Source organism: Enterococcus sp. E5-37, assembly GCF_035726925.1.
Taxonomy (GTDB): Bacteria; Bacillota; Bacilli; order Lactobacillales; family Enterococcaceae; genus Enterococcus_B; species Enterococcus_B faecium.
Genome location: NZ_JAPMLG010000021.1, coordinates 1 through 16,930 on the forward strand (window position 1 = coordinate 1; position 16,930 = coordinate 16,930).

General features: G+C 34.5%; 18 protein-coding genes. 16 read left to right on the forward strand and 2 right to left on the reverse strand.

Features of this window, described 5'->3' with window-relative positions; genetic code table 11:
• The first annotated feature begins 668 nt into the window (after positions 1-668).
• From OS138_RS12370 to OS138_RS12440, 15 genes are all read left to right on the forward strand, one after another.
• Entirely contained in the window at positions 669-1,241 is a 573-nt protein-coding gene (locus OS138_RS12370; RefSeq protein WP_002292150.1) for a Dps family protein, read from the forward strand.
• A gap of 144 nt (positions 1,242-1,385) precedes the next feature.
• The gene (locus OS138_RS12375; RefSeq protein WP_002292156.1) at positions 1,386-2,090 is read left to right on the forward strand and encodes a Crp/Fnr family transcriptional regulator; all 705 of its coding nucleotides are present in this window, start codon (positions 1,386-1,388) and stop codon (positions 2,088-2,090) included.
• Positions 2,091-2,317: 227 nt separating this feature from the next.
• Positions 2,318-2,656, forward strand: coding sequence for a hypothetical protein (locus OS138_RS12380; protein ID WP_002346964.1), 339 nt, complete (start codon positions 2,318-2,320; stop codon positions 2,654-2,656).
• Positions 2,641-3,495, forward strand: coding sequence for a prolipoprotein diacylglyceryl transferase (lgt, locus tag OS138_RS12385; protein WP_002322689.1), 855 nt, complete (start codon positions 2,641-2,643; stop codon positions 3,493-3,495). The genes OS138_RS12380 and lgt overlap by 16 nt, the downstream gene beginning before the upstream one ends.
• Positions 3,496-3,641: 146 nt before the next feature.
• Positions 3,642-3,875, forward strand: a complete 234-nt coding sequence (locus OS138_RS12390) for a heavy-metal-associated domain-containing protein (protein WP_002301447.1) — start codon at positions 3,642-3,644, stop codon at positions 3,873-3,875.
• Between the two features lie 197 nt (positions 3,876-4,072).
• The gene (locus OS138_RS12395; protein WP_002324484.1) at positions 4,073-5,977 is read left to right on the forward strand and encodes a heavy metal translocating P-type ATPase; all 1,905 of its coding nucleotides are present in this window, start codon (positions 4,073-4,075) and stop codon (positions 5,975-5,977) included.
• A 355-nt stretch (positions 5,978-6,332) separates the two neighbouring features.
• Complete coding sequence (locus tag OS138_RS12400; RefSeq protein ID WP_002330544.1) at positions 6,333-6,698, forward strand: ArsR/SmtB family transcription factor; 366 nt, start codon at positions 6,333-6,335, stop codon at positions 6,696-6,698.
• A gap of 16 nt (positions 6,699-6,714) precedes the next feature.
• Complete coding sequence (locus OS138_RS12405; protein WP_002330543.1) at positions 6,715-7,326, forward strand: CadD family cadmium resistance transporter; 612 nt, start codon at positions 6,715-6,717, stop codon at positions 7,324-7,326.
• A gap of 145 nt (positions 7,327-7,471) precedes the next feature.
• Positions 7,472-8,152: an IS6-like element IS1216 family transposase gene (locus tag OS138_RS12410; protein WP_002343844.1), complete on the forward strand. Its 681-nt coding sequence runs from the start codon at positions 7,472-7,474 to the stop codon at positions 8,150-8,152.
• A 41-nt stretch (positions 8,153-8,193) separates the two neighbouring features.
• Positions 8,194-8,373 (forward strand): type II toxin-antitoxin system RelE/ParE family toxin, encoded by a 180-nt coding sequence (locus OS138_RS12415; RefSeq protein ID WP_143349109.1) that lies wholly within the window; start codon positions 8,194-8,196, stop codon positions 8,371-8,373.
• A gap of 285 nt (positions 8,374-8,658) precedes the next feature.
• Positions 8,659-9,516 (forward strand): ParA family protein, encoded by an 858-nt coding sequence (locus OS138_RS12420; RefSeq protein WP_002292680.1) that lies wholly within the window; start codon positions 8,659-8,661, stop codon positions 9,514-9,516.
• Positions 9,517-10,065: a hypothetical protein gene (locus tag OS138_RS12425; protein WP_002292681.1), complete on the forward strand. Its 549-nt coding sequence runs from the start codon at positions 9,517-9,519 to the stop codon at positions 10,063-10,065.
• A gap of 282 nt (positions 10,066-10,347) precedes the next feature.
• Positions 10,348-11,028 carry an IS6-like element ISS1N family transposase gene (locus tag OS138_RS12430; protein ID WP_002319817.1) on the forward strand — a complete coding sequence of 227 codons (681 nt, stop codon included), beginning with the start codon at positions 10,348-10,350 and terminating at the stop codon, positions 11,026-11,028.
• 797 nt (positions 11,029-11,825) lie between these two features.
• The gene (locus tag OS138_RS12435) at positions 11,826-12,734 is read left to right on the forward strand and encodes an IS982-like element ISEfm1 family transposase (protein ID WP_079504102.1); all 909 of its coding nucleotides are present in this window, start codon (positions 11,826-11,828) and stop codon (positions 12,732-12,734) included.
• 55 nt (positions 12,735-12,789) lie between these two features.
• Positions 12,790-13,287, forward strand: a complete 498-nt coding sequence (locus OS138_RS12440) for a GNAT family N-acetyltransferase (RefSeq protein ID WP_002295755.1) — start codon at positions 12,790-12,792, stop codon at positions 13,285-13,287.
• Positions 13,288-13,323: 36 nt separating this feature from the next.
• Here the strand turns inward: OS138_RS12440 and OS138_RS12445 are convergent, their stop codons facing one another.
• The gene (locus tag OS138_RS12445; RefSeq protein WP_002325581.1) at positions 13,324-14,019 is read right to left on the reverse strand and encodes a PHP domain-containing protein; all 696 of its coding nucleotides are present in this window, start codon (positions 14,017-14,019) and stop codon (positions 13,324-13,326) included.
• 723 nt (positions 14,020-14,742) lie between these two features.
• Between OS138_RS12445 and OS138_RS12450 the strand changes: the two genes are divergently transcribed.
• Positions 14,743-15,297, forward strand: a complete 555-nt coding sequence (locus OS138_RS12450; protein ID WP_002295761.1) for a tyrosine-type recombinase/integrase — start codon at positions 14,743-14,745, stop codon at positions 15,295-15,297.
• Between the two features lie 436 nt (positions 15,298-15,733).
• Here the strand turns inward: OS138_RS12450 and OS138_RS12455 are convergent, their stop codons facing one another.
• A complete protein-coding gene (locus tag OS138_RS12455; protein ID WP_002297439.1) occupies positions 15,734-16,624 on the reverse strand; it encodes a hypothetical protein in 891 nt (296 codons plus the stop codon).
• Positions 16,625-16,930: the final 306 nt, after the last annotated feature.

The window sequence follows — 16,930 nt, forward strand, 5'->3', positions numbered from 1 at the left end:
TGCTTCGCAACGATAGCAACCGGAGTTTCTTGATGAAAATATGCTTCTATCATTACAAGCTCGTTTGGTGTAAGATGGGTATAAGTCATTTATGTTCACTCTCCTTGTATGCTTTAGCGGGTATTACGATTTGAGTGTAACATAAATGGCTTTTTTATTTGTCTCGCTTAATTATACAAACGGCGAATTACAAAAACTATTTCATGTATGTTTAAGGTATACCCTAAATAGACATCATAATAACATTGAAAAACATGGTTGTCATTTTTCTAGATAAATGGCATAAATTTTCAGCGCTAAGTGACAAAAGCAACTAATTTTTCATGAGAGATTTTTAAATATCTCAATCTATCTCCAAAATTAGTTGCTTTTGTAGCTATAGTTGACTATGAATATGACAAATAATTAGAAAAAACTGTGCCAATTAAGTATAAAAATGACATTTTAGGCCCTACTTTAATGAAATTTTTGTTTGGAGGGAACGACTTCATTCCTTTGATTATTTCAGTTGAATTTAATAGAGAAGCCTGGCGTCTATTAAGAAATAATTTTCTTGATGAGCGTCAATTTTTTTAACGGAAATCTATCCTATACTAAATTCAGTAAAGAAAAAGGAGGAATCAAAGAAAGCTATTTTAAACAAACCAAAATTATAGGAGGAATAAATCATGACTGAAAATAAAGCTACTCAAGAAAGAACACCCCAAGAAAGATTGCAAGAAGAACAAGAACACAAGGAACATGTTCATCATACGAAAATTAATGCAGCGGCCATTGCGGATCATCTTTTAGGCAACATGCATACATTACATGTGAAACTGCACCAATATCACTGGTATGTAAAAGGAGCCAATTTCTTTACGTTGCATGAAAAATTTGAAGAGTTGTATAACGAAAATGAAAAATGGTTCGACAAACTTGCGGAGCGTCTAATTACTTCTGGGCATAAACCTGCTTCGACAACGGTTGAATTTGAAAAATATTCGATGCTTTCGGAAGATGCAGTTAATAAATACGCTAAAGCAGAAGACATGGTTGAAAATATTATCGAGGACTTCAGAAGCACTCGTGACCTAACTATTCGCGCGATTCGTTTAGCTCAAGACGAGGGTGACGATGCTTTAGAAGATACATTGATTGCTTTTAAAAATGACTTAGACAAGAACATTTGGATGCTGCAAGCGTTCATTGGTAAAGAAGCATTAGAAGATGATGACGCTCTTGATGAGGATGAAGATTAAGGTAAAAGTAGAAGCTGATTTAGGGATTGGAATTCTTTCCAGTCCTTTTTCCATTTTCTTGATGTGCATCAATTTTTTTGTAGTAAGAGACTTATATAATAAAAGCAGCGAATATAAACAAAATAAATAAAGGGGGAGAATGAATTGACTAAACATACCCATCATGAAATTGGCGACCACGCAGCCTGTATCCGCTTGGTTCCAATATTCAATCACTTAGAGGATAGCGCGATGAATTACATTGCTGAAAAAGCCCACACGAAACAGTATCAAAAAGGAGAGTTTCTGTTTCGTTCACAAGAAAAAGAGGATACTTTATATATTATCAATCGTGGGAAAATCCGTATTTATCGATTGGCAGACTCTGGCAAAGAGCAGCTAGTGCGGATCTTGAACCCTGGTGATTTCACCGGAGAATGGACCTTGTTCAACCCGGATGCAGTACACGAGGAATATGCCGAAGCAACCCGAGATACCGTTGTCTGTATGATTCAGCAAAAAGATGTCCAAGATTTTCTGGAACAATACCCAGCTATTTCTTTAAAACTATTGGCGGAAATGTCTAAACGGTTAGAAAGTTCAGAACGTCAAACGACACAAGTAGCCGTGGAGAGTGTCATTACCCGTTTAGTTTTGTTTTTGGCAGAAAATGTGGAACCTGAAATGGGCAACTCTCCCACCATCACCCTGCCGATGGCAAAAAAGGACATTGCTTCCTATTTAGGAACGACACCTGAGACCATCAGTCGCAAATTTGGAGAATTGGAGGACGAAGGATTGATTCAACAGCTGTCTGGGAAAAGGATCAAGATTCAGGATTTAGATGATTTATTGCTTTACAGCGAATAATCGGACACACTTTTTTCTACACGTTGGTGTTCTGTCGCTCTTCATTAACAACGGGACAGAACTCAGTGCTTTTGCTTCCATCTGTCCGTTTTTGGCTTTTTTAAGACAGAACGACCTTCATTCATTGGAAAAATAAAAGCACAAACGTGATAACCCTCAAGTTTTTTTGTTTTATTTTTCTTTAAGATAGGGTTGTCGAACAAAACGTAAAAATAAGTAGGGTGAATGTGCATTGTTTTTGGGTGATAGTTGCCATCACGTTGTCAGCAGCGGGGGCATTCTTTGTCGTCCCTTTCACCAAGAACACGATTGGCGGCGAAGCAAAAACGTCTAACATTGTTGAGGCAGATAGGTTAGCTATGGAAAAAGAAGAGGAAGTTGTAAAAGGAGCCGGCGTAATCGGACACGGAAAAGTGGCGTATTACGAAGCGAGTGACCAGGGAGATAAAAGTGTATTCACTGTTTGGTTTCCATGGAGCTTAGCCGGAATCTTGTTCAGCATCACCATGACTAGAATGACGAGAAAAATTGAAGAAATGGAGCAAATAGAATGGGATTCGTATTAGGCGTTTTGAATCCCCATGTGGTGGAGATTGGTTCTGTTGTGATTCATTGGTATGGAGTCATTATTGCAGCGGGCATATTAGCGGCTCTCCAGTTGAGCACCAAGGAAGCAAAGAAAAAAGGACTGGAAGAGGATACCATTATCGATATGGCCTTATGGGCAATTCCGATTGGACTCCTCGGCGCTCGGCTTTATTATGTGTTATTTGAACTTGGTTATTATCTGCAAAATCCAGGACAAATCCTTGCGATTTGGAATGGCGGCATTGCGATTTATGGGGGATTGATTGCAGGAGGGGGTACGCTATATTGGTATGCAAAGAAAAAAGGTACTTCTTTGGCACTCGTTCTTGATATTTTAGCGCCCAATGTATTGTTAGCCCAGTCCATTGGTCGTTGGGGCAATTTTATGAATCAGGAAGCTCATGGTGGGCCGGTTACTCGTCAATTCTTGGAAAATCTTTATTTACCTGAATTTATCATTGAACAAATGAATATGAATGGTACCTACTACCATCCGACTTTTTTATACGAGTCATTGTGGAGTTTGTTGGGCTTTGTCCTCATCGTCACTATACGGAACCGAAAACAGCTTTTGCGTCAAGGAGAAGTCGCTTTGAGTTACGTTTTGTGGTACTCAGTGGGTCGGTTCTTCATTGAAGGTATGCGAACGGACAGTTTATGGATTGGCGAGTGGATCCGCGTTTCGCAAGCCTTGTCTCTGGCCCTGTTTATTGGCGCGATTGTAGTATGGTTTATACGCAGACAAGATTATCCACCAATTTCTTATTATTCTGATGGCAATAAGGGGCAGAAAAAGACTATTAAGATGGTGAATTGAGCAAAAAGATAAAAAGAAGTGCAAAACTTGATATGCGTCAATTTTCGTTTGCTAAAAGTGAGCTATACTACAGTTGTAAAGAGGAAAAGGCAGTGTTCATTAATCTGCTGCCGATAAAATAAAAACACATAAAGGAGATAGGAATTATGGAAAAAGCTATATTGCAATTAGAAACGTTGTCTTGTCCAAGTTGTATGCAAAAAATTGAAGGTGCCGTGAAATCAGTTAACGGTATTGATAAAGACAGCATTAAAGTATTATTCAACTCCAGCAAAGTCAAAACCAATTTTGATTCAGCTGTCACTTCGATTGAAGAGATTCAAAAAGCTATCGAAAACGTAGGCTATCCGGTTCTTAAAGCAAAAGTCAAGGCCGTTTAACAGATTAAATGAACTAGGCAATTCTGGAAGAAAAGCTATTTTTCCAGGATTGCTTTTTTTGTTGCAATCCGATTCGAGGTGCTTAGAAACGATAAAAGAGAACTTTCTAAACTTGATGTCAGTCAATTAATTACTTAGGCAATTATCTTATACTGTGTTTATCAATAAAAGAGAAATTAAATTTGGAGGGAAAAAGCATGCAACAATATATATTAAGCAAGAAAAATGTTATCACCGTCATCAGTGGATTGTTAATCGTACTCGGTTTCTTCAGTCACTTTGTTTTAGAAAACGTAGGACTTTCAGAGTGGTCTTTGATCATCGCCTCTGTCTTTGGGATTACGCCAATTGCGATTCAAGCGTTTCAAGCAATGAAAGTCAAAGTCATCAGTATTGATGTCTTAGTCAGTATTGCAGCGATTGGTGCGCTTTTTATTCAAAATTATGAAGAATCGGCTATTGTCACGTTCTTATTCTTATTCGGACACTACTTGGAACAACGAACATTGAACCAAACGCGATCTGCTATCAAAGAATTGACTGAAATGGCACCCGAAAGCGCCTTGAAACAAATGGATAATGGCGAATTTGAAGAAGTAGAAGTGGATGATATAGATGAAGGGGATATCTTGCTCGTTAAAACGGGTGCGAAAGTTCCAGTAGATGGCATAGTCCTTACGGGTGAAGGGCATATCAATGAAGCTAGCATTACAGGTGAAGCTATTCCGGTCAACAAGCTAGCTGATGCAGAAGTTTTTGCAGGAACCATTTTAGAAAACGGAACGATTCAAATCAGAGCTGACCGAGTTGGTGAGGACACCACATTTGGAAAAATTATTGAACTCGTGGAAGAAGCACAAGATTCTAAATCCGAAGCGGAACGGTTCATTGATCGCTTTTCTAAATACTACACACCAGCTGTCTTGGTTCTGGCAATTGTTGTATGGGCGTTCAGTCAAAATATTGAGTTAGCAATCACCATCTTGGTTCTAGGTTGCCCAGGCGCATTAGTTATCGGAGTGCCTGTCTCAAACGTTGCCGGTATTGGGAATGGTGCTCGTAACGGTGTTCTTTTAAAAGGGAGTGAAGTCATTCAAGACTTCAGTAATGTGGATACAATTGTATTTGATAAGACAGGTACTTTAACTGTCGGAAACCCAACCGTTGCAGCGACTGAACTGTATGAAAAAGATCCTGCTGAAACGCTTGGCTATCTGGCCAGTGTGGAACGGGAATCAGATCATCCATTAGCAAAAGCGGTCTTAAATCAAATTGGAGAAACAAACTTTTATCCTGTTGAAGGAACTGAAGTTGTGAAAGGCGGCGGAATCGTTTCAAGTGTAGCTGGACATAGAGTGGCTGTTGGGAATGTGGCCTTGATGGAAAAAGAAAATGTCACTCTCAGCAAAAAAGTGCAAAAAGATGTCAAACGGTTTGAACAACAAGGGAACTCTCTCGTTTTGACAGCGGTCGACGGTGAATTAAAAGTACTGATGGGCATTCGCGATCAAGTCCGTCCGGGTGTGAAAGCTAATTTGCAGGAATTAAAAGACTTGGGCGTGAAAAATCTAGTCGTTCTTTCAGGAGATAACCAAGGAACCGTTGATGTGGTCGCCGGCGAACTTGGTTTGACCGAAGCTCACGGCCACATGTTGCCGGAAGACAAATCGGCTTATATCGGAAAACTTCAACAACGTGGTCAAATTGTAGCCTTTGTTGGAGATGGCGTTAACGATAGTCCGTCCTTAGCTTTAGCAGACATTGGAATCGCAATGGGAAGCGGAACGGACGTAGCGATTGAAACATCCGATGTCGTTTTAATGAACTCGAACTTCAGCAACTTGCCTCACGCATTAGGATTAGTAAAAGCCACCGCAAATAATATGAAACAAAATATCGTGATTTCAGTTGGAGTAGTGTTGGTCTTGTTGACCAGCGTCTTCTTCAGCGAATGGATGAATATGTCTATCGGAATGTTGGTTCATGAAGGTAGTATCTTGGTGGTAATTTTCAATGGCATGAGATTAATGAAGTATAAGTTGAAAGGTCGGAAAGAACAAAAAGAAGTATCAGCACCTACAGAGAAAGTAAAAATATCTTAAGAATAAATTAGAAGAGGCTGAGACAATAGTCCATCCTTGAAATGACAAAAGCGGAAACTCAGATTTTTAAATCTGGGATTTTCCGCTTTTTTGAGTTCTTGAAAAAAAAATAAGAGTATAGAGTATGTTCTTTATAAAATTAATTTTCGTGTAAATGATTAAAAAATTTAATAATAAAAATTAAATTCCTATTAAGTTGTAACACATGAAATTGCTTAAAATAGTGTATCAAAAACCTTGTTTTATTAATGTTGAATTTATTTGAAAGGTCTACAGATTAACATATTATTGACAAAACAATATTTAAATAGTTATACTTCATTCAAACGTCTGTTTGAACGAGGTGGTGAAGTTAATGACTGCAGAAGTATGTACAACTACTTGTATACATAAAGAAAAAGTAGCTAGTGTTAAAAATAATTTAAAAGATAAAGACCTTTCAACTTTACTTGTATTAGGAAAATGTTTTAGCGATTCTTCTAGGATTAAAATTTTCTATGCTTTAGAAACGTATAAGGAGATGTGCGTTTGTGATTTAGCAGCGATACTTAATGCTAGTATTGCTACAACGTCACACCATTTACGTTTTTTGAAAAAGAACGGAATGGCGAAATCACGTCAATATGGAAAGGTAGTTTATTACTCTTTAGCGAATGAAGAGATTCTTTCCGCTGTGCAGGCTTTTCTAAAGTTGTCAGAAAATAGTTCTATGAAAGCTTAGTTTGGAGGTAGTTATTTTGTTACAAAACATTTTATCAGCACTCGCTGTATATATTTCTACCAGTATTGATTATTTATTTATCTTGCTGATTATTTTTTCTCAAAACCATACTAAAAAAGGTCTCCGTCAGATTTTTTTTGGTCAATATCTTGGAACAGGAATCTTGGTAGCCATAAGTTTGTTTGCAGCATATGTGCTAAATTTTATTCCTCAAGATTGGATCATTGGTCTTCTGGGACTAATTCCGATTTATTTAGGGATTCGTGTTGCTTTTGTGGGCGAAGAGGAGGAAGAAGAAGGGGAAGTCGTTGAGAAGCTAGGATCTAGAGGAACGAATCGTTTGTTTTGGACAGTTTCCTTAATAACGATTGCTTCTGGTGGCGATAATTTAGGGATTTATATTCCTTTCTTTACCTCGTTATCTTTTTCAGAAATTGTCACTTCTTTAATCGTCTTTGCTATCTCTGTTGCGGTTCTTTGCTATATTAGTTATAAATTTGCGAAAATTTCTTTTGTCTCTGAAACACTAGAAAAATATGAACGAATCATTGTACCTATCGTATTTATTGGATTAGGGATTTTTATTATGATAGAAAATGGAACCATCCAAACTATATTAGGTTTGTAGAGATCTTATTAGTAAAGGAAGCAAACGATGAGTGAAAATAAAAAGTACCATGAATGGATATTAGAAGGAATGGTTCTGTTGCAAAGTTTTAAATCTACTATCAAATAAGGTAGAATAATAGAAAAAGATAGCAGGAGGAATGACGATGAATCATTTTAAAGGAAAGCAATTTCAGCAGGATGTGATTATTGTAGCCGTGGGCTACTATCTTCGTTATAACCTTAGCTATCGTGAAGTTCAAGAAATCTTATATGATCGTGGCATTAACGTTTCTCATACGACGATTTATCGTTGGGTGCAAGAATATGGCAAACTACTCTATCAAATTTGGAAAAAGAAAAATAAAAAATCCTTTTATTCATGGAAAATGGATGAAACGTACATCAAAATTAAAGGAAAATGGCATTATTTGTATCGAGCCATCGGTGCAGATGGTTTAACCTTGGATATTTGGTTACGTAAAAAACGGGACACACAAGCAGCCTATGCTTTTCTTAAGCGGTTAGTGAAGCAGTTTGATGAACCGAAGGTTGTAGTCACAGATAAAGCCCCCTCTATTACAAGTGCCTTTAAGAAACTAAAAGAATACGGCTTTTATCAAGGGACAGAACATCGTACCATTAAATACCTGAATAATTTGATTGAACAAGACCATCGTCCAGTAAAGAGACGCAATAAATTATATCGAAGTTTACGCACTGCCTCTACCACGATTAAAGGCATGGAAGCCATTCGAGGATTATATAAGAAAACCCGAAAAGAAGGCACTCTCTTCGGGTTTTCGGTCTGTACTGAAATCAAGGTATTATTGGGAATCCCAGCTTAAATCATAGATACCGTAAGGGATTTTATTCTTTATTTAAAACTTTGCAACAGAACCAGGGTGAACAAAAAACTGGGGGTTTATCAGGTATTTGGTCTAGTGGGTTCAAATATGCGGGCACAACATATAGAGTAGCTTACGAGATTATAGAAAACAAGGTTATTCCAGTATTGTTATGTGGAACGCATGAAAACTTTTATGAACAGTTGAAAAAATTAATCTAGTGATTTGTTGTCGTTCTTAAGAAGGACGGCTTCTTTTTTATCGAAAATCTGATTCGTCTACATGACTAAAGTCGCGAGTATTCTCTGCTTCTCGATAAATTAAATAACGTCATTACTTTGAGGAAAGCTATAAATCAATATATTTCAGCTTTTCCTTATTTATGTACTACCTTTTACTTATTAATTATAAGGTAGTACATATATATCTTTTTTTTGGTAGTAACTAAAAATAAATATGTTATAATAGTATCAAATGAATATTGCTAAAAGAAAAGAGGTAGGAACGTGGTAGCGAAGAAATATGTAATCGGTAATTTTAAAGGTGGCGTAGGTAAAAGCACGTGCGCGCAAATGTTAGGGTTTGAATCAGCAGTTAATGAAGGAAAAAGAACCTTGATAATTGACTTGGATATGCAAGGAAATACTTCTGATGTGATGAACTTAACGCATATGAACTTCACTAACGAAGAAGGAGGCGGAGAAGGTGAACCGATTGTTTACGAAAATACTGTGACTGACGTGTTGATAAACAATCTTCCACCTAAAGAGGCCGTCTATAAAGTAATCAATAACCTCTATATACTTCCAGCAGACATGTCCTTTGAAATGTATGATGATTGGATCAAAGACCAATATAATGATTCATTATCCCAATTCAAATATATGAAAGAAAAGCTAGAACCATTATTTGATGAGTTTGACGTCATCTATTTAGATGTTCCACCTTCTATTTCTGTATATAGTAAATCCGCGATGTACATTGCGGACTGGGCAATCGTCGTCTTGCAGACCCAAGTAAAATCGATGAGAAATGCGATGCAATATCTTGAGTATATGGACTTTTTTGTGAAAGAATTTGATACAAATTTATATGTTGCTGGTGTTATTCCTTTCATGTTGGAAAGCGGTGACGCAGTAGATCAGGAAATGTATAAACAAGCCCAAGAGATTTATGGGGAACATTTGATTAAAAATGTTGTACTCAAAAATGCGCGCTTAAAACGATACGACGGATCAGGTATTACGATGGAGAAGACAAAGAAAGGTCTCTTAAAACAATGGGATCGCAAAAGCCACGAATTATTTATCAGTATTTTGAAAGAATTGGAAGAACACGAGAATTGGTATGCGGAGGTGGAGTAATTGGCTGACATCAAAGGACTTGATATTTTTGGGAACAACAAAGGACTCGCCAAAATAAAAAAAGAAGCAGAAGCAAAGAAAAAGCAGCAAGCAATTACACCATCTGAAAATAAGCAATTAGAAGTGCACCAAGTTCAAGAAATAAAAACTTCCTCCAATGTTGAAAGACAGAGTAGAGGAAGAACAAAAAAAGTTGGCGCACCAATCAGAAAGTTTGATAAGGTTTATTCCACCAAGCATCCTTTAAAACTGTCGACTTTGTTAAATGCGACTTCCAGAGTTTTAGTAGAAAAGTATGAGACTAATATGACAAGAGATGAATTGCTTAGAAAAGCTTTAGATGAGTATATTAAACAGAATCTTACGCAAGAAGATAAGCAAGATTTGTTTAATGACGTGGTGAAAGAACTAGACTTGTTCAGAGAAAAATATCCAATTGTTCCAGAATTAGATGATCGTGGAGAAATAATAAGAACTACCAGTCAGATAAAACAAGATACCGAAGACTCACTGCGCAAAGGGTGGGGAATGAATAATAAAGTTAGATAATAATCAAAGAAGAACTAAGTAACTACCTTTAAACGGTAGTTACTTAGTTCTTCTTTGATTTGCGTGAAATAGAGAGGATTTATTTTTCTGGTTACGTGATTAAAAAATCCAAAAAATGAGCATAGGAACGGTTATGATTTTAGGGTGTGTTTTAATGAGATATTGTAATTTCATTAACAAGTGTATGATAATCTGTTGTTGAGTTAGTAGGTTCTGTTGCAAAGTTTTCCAAAAAATCTATTTTAGTGTAAAATTGAGAAAAAAGACAGAGAGGACAGAGTAATGAATCATTTTAAAGGCAAACAATTCAAAAAAGACGTCATTATTGTCGCTGTTGGTTACTACCTGCGTTACAATCTAAGCTATCGTGAAGTTCAGGAATTGTTATATGATCGTGGAATAAATGTTTGTCATACTACGATTTATCGTTGGGTACAAGAGTACAGCAAAGTCCTCTATTATCTTTGGAAGAAGAAAAATAGACAATCCTTCTATTCATGGAAAATGGACGAAACCTATATCAAAATTAAGGGACGTTGGCATTATCTTTATCGTGCAATTGATGCGGACGGCTTAACCTTAGATATCTGGTTACGAAAGAAACGGGATACGCAAGCAGCCTATGCTTTCTTAAAACGACTCCATAAACAGTTTGGTGAGCCGAAAGCAATTGTGACCGATAAAGCACCTTCTCTTGGCTCCGCCTTTAGAAAGTTACAGAGTGTGGGTTTATATACTAAGACAGAGCACCGAACTGTGAAGTATCTTAACAATTTAATAGAACAAGACCATCGACCTATTAAACGACGAAATAAATTTTATCAAAGTCTCCGTACAGCCTCTTCCACGATTAAGGGCATGGAGACCATTCGAGGAATATATAAAAAGAACCGAAGAAATGGAACGCTCTTCGGCTTTTCGGTGTCTACTGAAATCAAGGTATTAATGGGAATAACAGCCTAAGATATTTGGAGTTCAGAGAGGGCGCGTTTGATTTTCAAACTTCGCAACAGAACCAAAGAAGGTATCAAGAGTCACAGTGAATTTATTCCGAAAAGTGAAAAGAGCAAATATAAAATTTAATAAAAATATAGAACTAAATAGGAAAACGTAGACGTAATTTCTACGTTTTCCTTTTCATATATATTAAATATTACGGAAAATTATATAAACTAATTTAGTGTTTTGTTTGTAATTCCTAATTTTGCTCCACTTTTAGATAATTTTTAGGTCTATTTAACTCATCAGACATTCTATGCTCATTTTCTCCAAATTTGTTTCAACTCTTTCGTACTTAATTTTGCGTATTTGAAAATTCTTCTTTTAGAGTACTTTTATTACGATACTAGTATGATATATATCTATAGCAAACAGTTAAAATCTTCCTAAAATAAGCGAATAGCATTCCTAAAACCTATAAAATTTTTAGATGAAGCGACAAGTGGACAATTAATAAACTACTTGAACATGAAATTATGGATCACCTTTCAAATTTAGAAAATGGAATTCTTATACTTATTGCACAACATTTATTGATTGCAAAATTATGTGACAAAAAGAACTAGTAGAAGAAGGAATAATGGCTTGATAATAAAGTACTACCTATTAAAGGTAGTACTTTATTTAATTTAGTATAAATTAACATACTAACCCGTGGTGCTAGTTAATTTTTTCCTAGAGGAAAATGTCTAAACATGTTGGTAAATCAACAAAAAAACGCATATAGTAGTCTCAAATCTCCCAAGAAATGAGGACTACATATGCGTTCATCAAAATATACTGAACATTATACAGATACTTTTATAACATTCAAGGAAATTATGAGAACTGTTTCTAACATATACCACAATTGTGTACCAGATAAGATTAAAAACCGAAGAAATACTGATCAGCTGAAGCAACGCGATACAGTGATTATTGCTTGTGTTATATGGGGCATAATTAATGGCTATACTAGCCAAAGAGCCACGTATAGAGCGGTTTGTTCCGTCTTATTTCCTAATGGTGACTTTCCTAGTAGGAGTCGATTCACTCGCTTAAGTTCAAACTTAGCTTACACTATCAAGATTATTCGATACTTTTTCATCAAGAAGCTCACCAAAGGTGAACTAGTCGGAATTATAGATAGTTTTCCTAGTCCATTATGTAAACCAGTTAAAAATAGACAAGCAAAACTATTGAATCAAATAGCCAAAGTTGGCTATAACTCAACAAAAAAATCTTATTTTTATGGTCTTAAAATTCATATGATCGTTACTAAGACTGGCTTTCCGATTACTTACTCAATCACGAATCCAGGTGTCCATGACGTGAAAGTGTTAGAGACTTTATCGGAAGAAGCGAATCTTCCCAATATCCTAGGGGACAAAGGATATATTAGCCATAAAATCCATGAAAAGCTTGCCCTTAAGGGCATTACTATATCCGTTCCGCCACGTAAAAACATGGATAAATCAGAAAAACTAGACCACAGCTTACTTGGAAAACAAAGAAAAACAGTTGAGACTGTTTTTTCTTCCTTAGAAAAATTAGGTTGTCAAAATTTCAACTCACGTTCTGTTAAAGGGCTAGAGAGTAGATTTGAAAGCATATTACTGGCTTACAGTGTTCTATTAAGTCGAGCACAACGACGTTTTGAAGGAACTTTGAGATATTCTTTAGGATATTAAAATTAACTAGCACCACGGGTGATTTATAGTATACTATGTCAAAAGGAGGAGTTAGATGAACAATCAAATCACACTAGCGTATTTAGATTATGATGATCTAGATGCTTTACAAGTTGTAAGTGTTGTCAGTTTTTATGAATCGTTTATCGATGGCGCAGATCCACTTGATATGCAAGGATATTTACAGACACAATTGACAACTGAAATATTGGCAGTAGAATTGGCACAGTCAACCAGTAAATTTATTGGTATTAAGGATCATCAAATACTCATTGGTTATATGAAAGTCAATGATGAAAAAGATGCTATAGAGATTCAACGGCTCTATCTGCTCAAAGATTATCAAAACAAAGGGTTAGGGCAACGGTTACTCGATGAAGCGAATCGTTATGCTAAAACGAAACAAAAACGTTATTTACGTTTGACTGTTTATGAAAAAAATCATGCAGGTATTCGTTTTTATGAACGTCATGGATTTAAAAAAATCGGGATCAAACATTTCCCTTTAGGAAAACAAGATCGTATTTGTCCGATTTTAGAAAAAGAAATCTAAAAAAACGTCCTCACTTTTGATGCTGAGGACGTTTTTTTAGACTGGTAATGGAACCATAATTCGCTTTCCTTTTTGATAAATCGCTAATTCCGTCACACCTTTTGCTTTTAACAGAGCAAAAAGATCATCGAAATGGAAACGGAAATGTTCAAGGTAATGCCCATCTGATCCAACACTAAACAAGGTACCACCACGTGAAAGATATAAATCGATGACATATTCATATAACGCTAAATTGTCATACAAGTAAGCGCTCTTAGCATTTAATTCGAATGCCAATTTATTTTTGATTACTTGATCTAGAATCGGTAAAAACTGCGCTTCATATTGTTTAAATTCAGCAACGGATAGACCAAATACCCGAAAACCATAGTCAAAATGAGCAAAGACATCTGCTTCTATAACAACTAGTGCTTCTGAAAGTTGTGCAAAATACTGAGGAATCACAATAGCAGGATCCATATCTTTGACTTCGTCATCTAAATAATCAAATTGACCATTATGATGCACACTGAGTAATTTTAAATCGTAATCTTTATCGGCTAAATAGTCGATGATCCGATCCTTTTCAGAAGCGATGTAACCGATTTCGATGCCTTTTAAAACACGATTGCCAAAACGCTTATTTAAGCTATCGATTGTTTGACTGTACATTTCATAATCGGGGATATCATCGACTTTAGTAACAGGATTGGCTAAGTCAAAATGTTCAGTATATTTTGATGAACGCATATGTAGTCCTCATTTCTTGGGAGATTTGAGACTACTATATGCGTTTTTTTGTTGATTTACCAACATGTTTAGACATTTTCCTCTAGGAAAAAATTAACTAGCACCACGGGTATACTACTATATTTTAGGTTTCATATTATATAAATTAATAATATACTACCATTTGTTGGTAGTATAATTTAAAGGTAATAAGTTATTATTTTATTACTATGTTTGGATTTTATAGCAAGGAAAGTTTAATAAGAGTTTGGACCTAGCAAACAATATTAATGAGGTCATTAAATCTTATTATCTTTAGTGATATAACGAAATATCTACACAGTAAAGTTATAAAATATTAATAAAAATATTTTATTAATGAAAAGCTTGGTAGCACGGTTATTCATATGCTAATTTATTTCACTTTATAGTAAGGGGAGTTCTTAGTATATTGTTCAAACTTAAATTTCATATAATTTAATTATGTAAATTAGCTATTCTAAGAACTTCTACGAATAACTGCCCGTCTAAAATTTAAATAAGAGCTTAGAATCTTCATATAAGTAAGGTTAATTTTTTTGTACAAAAAAGTCGGAATATTCTGAGTTACTGAAATGATATAAAATCATAAACTGAACCCCTTGATTTTCTTGACTTTTAACATAGTATATATATAAGTTCATGATTATGGTAAAATATATACATAATCATAAACTCAGAATATTTTTAAGAAGGGAAACAATAGTGAGCTATAATGTACAACCGTTAAGGACAAATGAAGAGATACAAGATTTTCAGTTTTGGCTAAGAAGAACAAGTAATCCGGAAAGAGATAGTTTTTTATTTTTGTTTGGCATCAATAATGGATTACGTATGTCAGATATTATAGGATTAAAAGTTGGAGATATACGAGGTAAAAGTAAGCCTATTATTGTTGAACATAAAACAGGTAAGCGAAAACCGATTTTTATAGATAATTTGAGAGAAGAGATTTTATTATATACTGAAGGTAAAGAAGAAAATGATTGGTTATTTCCAAGTCGGCAACAAGGTCGACATATAACAAGGGATCGTGTCTATCAGATATATGCAGATATAGCAGAAAAATTAGGAAGAGATGATATAGGAACACATACATTAAGAAAAACTTTTGGGTATCACTACTACAAGAAAACTAGAGACATTGCTACCTTAATGTTTATTTTTAATCATAGTTCTCAATCGATTACTAAAAGATACATTGGAATAACAGAAGACGAAATTGGCGCTTCTTTAAAAGGCTTTAAATTAGGTATTTAGTAAGTACCTGCTTGTAACAAAAATTAATATATTGAATCGATTCTCCTATTTCGAAAAAAATAAAAAACCTCCAAGATATTCTTGAAGGTTTTTTAAGTTAGTTGGACTTCTTAAAAATCTTGGAATTTTCAAAATGGTCTGTATGAATCAACAAAAACATTTTAGTTCTTCAAAATCTAAATAGGATAATAGAAATAGAATTATAGCTCGTGATATGAAATATAAAAACCATGCAATAAACTAACTTAATAAATACCACAGTTCGAATCAATAAAATATTACAATGATTGATCGAACTAATTATTAAAGTAATTAAATTGAAGAGTATTTCCTACAAACTATTGAGAGTTATTATGGTATCAGGAGAAAATAATGAAAAACAAACTCACTCAAAAATTCAAAATTATTTCTAATAAAGTTCCAGAAATAAACATTTTTAAAGTATATCGTTTAGCTCTTCTAATAGTTCATCCCTAATAAGTGAAATCTTTGCTTTATAAAAGTCTTTTCTTTTGGGAAAGTCTTTACTGTAAGCTAATTCGTATAAAAAGTTTAGGATTTTTTTTCGAGGGGTTGTATTATTGACATTTATCTTTTGCAAATTAGGATATTTTTTATTGAATTCATTTAGTCTTTCCAATTCCTCAAGTTTAAGTCGTTTTTTTGCTTCCTTTTCTTCTTGTACTAAATATTCTTCATATTCGGAAACAGTCATACCTAATTTAGACGCAATATTTTTTTTAATGCTTTTTTTGTACTCTTCCTCTAACATAGCGGAACGGGCTTCTTTAAAGGGGCTTATAATTTCGTGAATTTTATTTATAATTTTTTCAGCATCCTGCTGATTTAAATAAGCACGTTCTTTACATTTTTTCATCCATTCTGGTTTAGGATCTGTTTCATTAAGAAACCAATCTATAGCTATAGGATAGAGATATTCTTCATAACCATGCAAACCGTATTCAGCTTCTGTTTCTTTGATGATTAATGCGTGTAAAATCAAATGTTCAAATAAATCACAATAAACAAGGCTTTCTTTTTTTTGATATTTAAATGGATATTTAAAACAATTAATATAGTATAGGCTAGAGATATTTTCATACTTATTTTCATATATATGATGACAGTATAAGCCTTCTGATGTTTTACTATATTTTCCTTTAGTTATTGTTTTTATTTCTCCTCGTAAAAATCTAGCATATGATTTCTCTTTAAAATAGTCATCAGAAACCTCTCCGTATTTATTTAAAAGGTAATGAATAGCTTCTTCATAAGACATATTTAATAAAGAATTGTAACCTATTTTTTTATAATTGTTTTCTGACATAATTATAAACCAAGCTCCTTACTATTTTAAGAATAGAGTATGAGAAATATATCCTATCACTTTAGAGTTGGAATTTACTTACAAAAAACATATAATCCCTTAATATTATACGCTTATTTAATTTTCAATTTCTCTATATTGAAATTCAATGAAGTTATCAATATTCCTATAAACCACCTCTGGGAGCGTCAATAATTTTGTGTAAATAAATTGTCCTCCTGCAAAATAATTAGTTACTCAGTAAACATTGAAACTAATGTATCGGTTACCTGTTGAAAACCTTTATGGCTTCTGTTTAGAAATTTT

Excerpts from the sequence above, each read along its gene's own strand:
- OS138_RS12390 (WP_002301447.1), top strand. The coding sequence starts at position 3,642 with ATGGAAAAAGCTATATTGCAATTAGAAACGTTGTCTTGTCCAAGTTGT.
- OS138_RS12455 (WP_002297439.1), bottom strand. The coding sequence starts at position 16,624 with ATGTCAGAAAACAATTATAAAAAAATAGGTTACAATTCTTTATTAAAT.
- OS138_RS12400 (WP_002330544.1), top strand. The coding sequence starts at position 6,333 with ATGACTGCAGAAGTATGTACAACTACTTGTATACATAAAGAAAAAGTA.
- OS138_RS12440 (WP_002295755.1), top strand. The coding sequence starts at position 12,790 with ATGAACAATCAAATCACACTAGCGTATTTAGATTATGATGATCTAGAT.
- OS138_RS12410 (WP_002343844.1), top strand. The coding sequence starts at position 7,472 with ATGAATCATTTTAAAGGAAAGCAATTTCAGCAGGATGTGATTATTGTA.
- OS138_RS12395 (WP_002324484.1), top strand. The coding sequence starts at position 4,073 with ATGCAACAATATATATTAAGCAAGAAAAATGTTATCACCGTCATCAGT.
- lgt (WP_002322689.1), top strand. The coding sequence starts at position 2,641 with ATGGGATTCGTATTAGGCGTTTTGAATCCCCATGTGGTGGAGATTGGT.
- OS138_RS12435 (WP_079504102.1), top strand. The coding sequence starts at position 11,826 with ATGCGTTCATCAAAATATACTGAACATTATACAGATACTTTTATAACA.
- OS138_RS12445 (WP_002325581.1), bottom strand. The coding sequence starts at position 14,019 with ATGCGTTCATCAAAATATACTGAACATTTTGACTTAGCCAATCCTGTT.
- OS138_RS12370 (WP_002292150.1), top strand. The coding sequence starts at position 669 with ATGACTGAAAATAAAGCTACTCAAGAAAGAACACCCCAAGAAAGATTG.
- OS138_RS12430 (WP_002319817.1), top strand. The coding sequence starts at position 10,348 with ATGAATCATTTTAAAGGCAAACAATTCAAAAAAGACGTCATTATTGTC.